1 protein-coding gene and 1 pseudogene are annotated in these 4,148 nt (G+C 54.7%); one reads left to right on the top strand and one right to left on the bottom strand.

Annotated elements, in window-relative coordinates; genetic code table 11:
• On the bottom strand, positions 1 to 2,985 hold a 2,985-nt coding region (locus IK012_RS00775), incomplete at its 3' end, for an MFS transporter (protein WP_290949365.1).
• Between the two features lie 649 nt (positions 2,986 to 3,634).
• Between IK012_RS00775 and IK012_RS00770 the strand changes: the two are divergent.
• Positions 3,635 to 4,148, top strand: a pseudogene (locus tag IK012_RS00770) (anthranilate synthase component I); the annotation flags it as partial.

The raw sequence follows: 4,148 nt of genomic DNA, 5'->3' as shown, positions 1-4,148 counted from the left end.
GATGACATTGACCGTCTTTTCCTTGTCCTTCAGGTAGCCCTTCATCACCTGCGGACCAGTCACGACAAGCATGCCTTCGGCACCTTGCGGCAGGAATTCGTTCGTTTCGGGATCGATAATGGCGGCCATAGTGCCGGGAGGAGGCAGGCCGATACTCGAAGGATCGCTGCACTTTTCCATGGTGAGGAAGTCGTCGAGCAACACGTTGGGGGCATTGATGGAGGCGAGCGGGGTAAGTTCCGTACAGCCGTACCCTTCGTAGATGTCCTTGCCGAACTTGAGCTTGAACGCCTCGCGCATTTCGGGACGGAGCTTTTCGGCGCCCGCGATAATGTAACGCAGCGAATCGAGACACATCGGGTGGACCCAGCGGTTGATGGCGATGGCGCGCAGGAACGTGGGAGTACCCATCATGATGGTCGTCTTGTACTGGGCGCACACGCGCGCAAGCGTCTTGATATCGGTCGGGTCGGGGCAGAGCACCATCGGCACGCCGTCCAAAAGCGGCAAGATGAAGGTAAGCGTAAACCCGAAGGAATGGAACAGCGGGAGCAGCGCCGTCATCACGTCCGTACGGCAGAGCTTTATGACATAGTCACCCTGTTGCGCATTCGAGATGATGTTCTTGTGCGTGAGTTCGACACCCTTGGGCGTACCTTCGGAACCCGAACTGAAAAGGATGACGGCATCGTCGCTAAGTTTCGCCGCGGAGAACCAGAGCCTGCGCAAGAGGGCTCCGGGGCATGCCATGATTATCGCGGTCGAAAGGAACTTGCTCACCGAAGAAATCTTCGCTTCCTCTTCGTCGAGGTAAATCATCCGGTACTTTTCGGCAATCTGCCCGAAGGCGGCGTTCCTGCCGCAGAGCTTGTCGTAGAAGGCGTGCGTGGTCACGACCGCGCCAACGTCCGCCTTCTCGAGGCACCCGAGAATCGTATCGACGGGAGCGGAATAATTGAGGTTCACGCTCGTCTTGCCCGTCCCGAGAATCGAGATGATTCCGAGCGCGGCATCCCTGCTCGTGGGCAGCATGAACCCGACGTGCTTCTCACCCCTGGTCACCGACCTGATAATGCACCCGAAATAATGGCAGAGGCGAATCATGCCGTAACCGTTCACGTGGTTACCCGCGGGATCGATAAGTATCGGGCGGAAGCGGCGCTTGCGCATCGCCTTGAACCAGAGCGGGATTGTCGATTGGGACTGATCCATCGCGACATTCCAGATGTCCGCGCCCAAGAAATGCAGTTCCTTGTTGATGACTTCTTCGGACGTACCGACCGGGAGCATTTTCCCGTAACCCACGCTGATGACGCGGTTGAAGACCTGCGGGCGGTTCACGCACTCGGAAGCCTGGCTGTAACGGCTGCCCCACAGGCCCTGGATGTAGAACGGGACTATCGGAGCGTTCGTGCCTTCAATCGCCTTCGAATAGTCGAGCGAGAAAGCCGAGATGAACGCCTTCTTGGAAACTTCGCCTTCGGGGAAGATGACTACGGCCTCGCCCCTCAGGAGTGCATCGTGAATGCGCTGCATGGCAGGAGCCGGGTCGCGGCGATTGATGTTGATGAAGAACTTTCCGTGCGAGAACCAGCGCTGGTACCAGTCCGCAAAAGTGTTCCTGTTACTCGCAATGCGGAGCGGCCTGGGCGACGACATCTGGAGCACGGCCCAGTCAATAAAGCTGAAATGCGGACCCACCAAAAGAACCGGGCCCGTCTCGGGAATGTTCTGCACGCCCACGACCTTCACGCGGTAGCGGAAAACGAAAGCGAACGCAAAACGAAGCGCGGCGCGCAGGAGCGGCATCGGGGTGTGCCTCAGGTTCGTGATGAAGCTGAGCGCAAGGATCACCGCGAGAATCATGAAGCAGTAATCGAGCGTCACCGGCGTAAAGATGAGCAGCAAGGTCTGCCCGCCCATGATGAGCACGAGGAACGCCATCTGGATGGTGTTCGCCACCGCATGGATGCGGCCCGCGGTATCGGGGCGCGTGAAGTTCTGGATAACCGTACGCAAAATGACGAACGAAGAACCGGCGCAGAAACCGATGATGCCGTAGAGCACCGCCTGCAGCCAGTCGTTGTGCACGAACGGGAGCGCGAACATCGTGATGGCGGAAGCCGCCGCCGAGAACGGGATGAACCCGGTTTCGACAAAGCCCTTGGAGGCCCAGCTTGCGGACAGAGCGCCCACGATATAGCCCACCGTGACGATGAACATCGAAATCGGAATGACGGCCGTGTTGAGCATGTCCGCCATGTTCTGGATAAGGATAAGGAAAATCTGCGTAACGCCCCAAATTGCCGAAAGCCCGAGAATGGCGAGACGGACAATCGGGTGCCTCCACGTGGCGGCGAAGTTGCGCCTGGAAGAACGCATCTTCAGGGTATCATGCGTGGCGCCGACCCGGATGAAGAACGCGGCAAGAGTCGAAAGCACGCTAAGCCCGAGGTAAATCCAGAGCGTAAGATCGATGCTCACCGGAGAATCGGGCCTACCCGAAAGCCCCATCGCAAAGAATGCCGCACCGGCAGTACCGAGAACGCAAAGCGCCATGTACCACGCGTTAATCTTGACCAGGTCTTCGGGCTCGACCATCTCCTTCATTATACCGAGCTTGGCCGGAGTGAGAATGGCGAGGAAAACACCATAGAGTCCCAGCAAGCCGTATGCAACCCATTCGGCACCCGCCACATAACAAACGACAATTGCGATAACGGCAGCAAGCATTCCCACCGACGACCATGCCATCACGCGGCCCTTGTGGAAGCGCCCCGCAAAGTAGCTCGCCGCAGGCATCATGAAAATGGCAGGCGAGAAGATGGCGACCTGGAGCAGCATGCTGCGCCACCAGAAGGCCGAACCTTCGAACGAGAAGGAGAGCCAACGCTGGAAGTGGACGAAAAGTCCCATCTGGACAAAAATGCTGCAGAAGGCAAAAATAAGGAATGGAATAGCACTGGGGTACTTGCTTAATTTCATATAACCTCAAAAGTCGCCTAATTATAGAATTATATGCTTTTTTTATGCAGGCCTATGAATAGAGCAAAATGCTTACAATTTTATTACAAAACAATTTTTTACACTTCGCTGTTCCTCAAAAAGGCTATTTTTAGGTTAAAATCGGCAATTTTTTCGCAGCGGGCGACAACCCTTTAAAGATGCGGATTTTACAAAGCGACTTCCGCGCCCACCCATGTGTACCAAAAAAAACAGAATTATGTAACAGCCACAGGAAGGTTTCTTATTTATTTTTTAACATACAAATTAAGGACTTTATACACCTTCCTTGATTGAGATCATCCAAGCGACACCTGTAAAAAGGTGTCGTTTTTCGTGTAAAAAACGCCTTTTTCAAAAAAAGCACTTTTTTTGGGACGAATCCCTTGCCAGAGAAACCCGAAATTGATAATTTTTGGGCATGGTTAACGCAACAAGTACAATCTTCAACCGTCGTTGGTGGCGCGGACTCTGACATAGAGCCCGGTATTTGTAGCGAATCACCCAAGATTTTAAAGCAAAGGCTTCCGGACTCACGGAGGCCTTTCTTCTTTAACTCACGAAAATCCTCCGGGACCAAAAAGCCTTTGCGGAACCTAAACGCAAAAGAGTTTTAAACAAGAGGATAAAAATGAGTAACAAGACCAGACACATCACCGAAACCCAGAGCTACGAGCCGCGTACCGATAGCATTTACGTGGCACTCCCGGGTGAACGTTACACCCCGTTTTCGCTCGGCAAGAAGCTCGGCGCGAAGGCAATCTTCGAATCGGCAAGCTTCGCCCATGGCCGCAGCCGCTACTCTACCTTGATGGTGGACGAAGGATTCCGTCTGCGCCAGAACGAGAAAGACGTTAGCATCGTCATCGACGGCAAGGAAAGCGTGTTCCTCAAGGAAGGCGAAGGCGACATTCTCGACGCCCTCACGCTGATTTCCGCCGAAAACACGGTGCCGCCCAACCAGATTCCGATTCCCTCTTCGGGCGTGGGCTACCTGGGCTATGAATTCTGTGCCCGCTGCGATACTATCCGCCTCGCCCCGCAGGTAGATGAGCTCAACATTCCCGAGGCCGAATTCCTGGTAGGTCACATCTACATCGTGTTCGACCACTTTACCGAAAAGCTTCACCTGTTCGCCTTGAACT

The sequence above is a fragment of the Fibrobacter sp. genome (assembly GCF_017551775.1).
Lineage (GTDB): Bacteria > Fibrobacterota > Fibrobacteria > Fibrobacterales > Fibrobacteraceae > Fibrobacter.
Note: the sequence above shows the minus strand (reverse complement) of the source record. Positions and strands in the feature narration are given on the sequence as shown.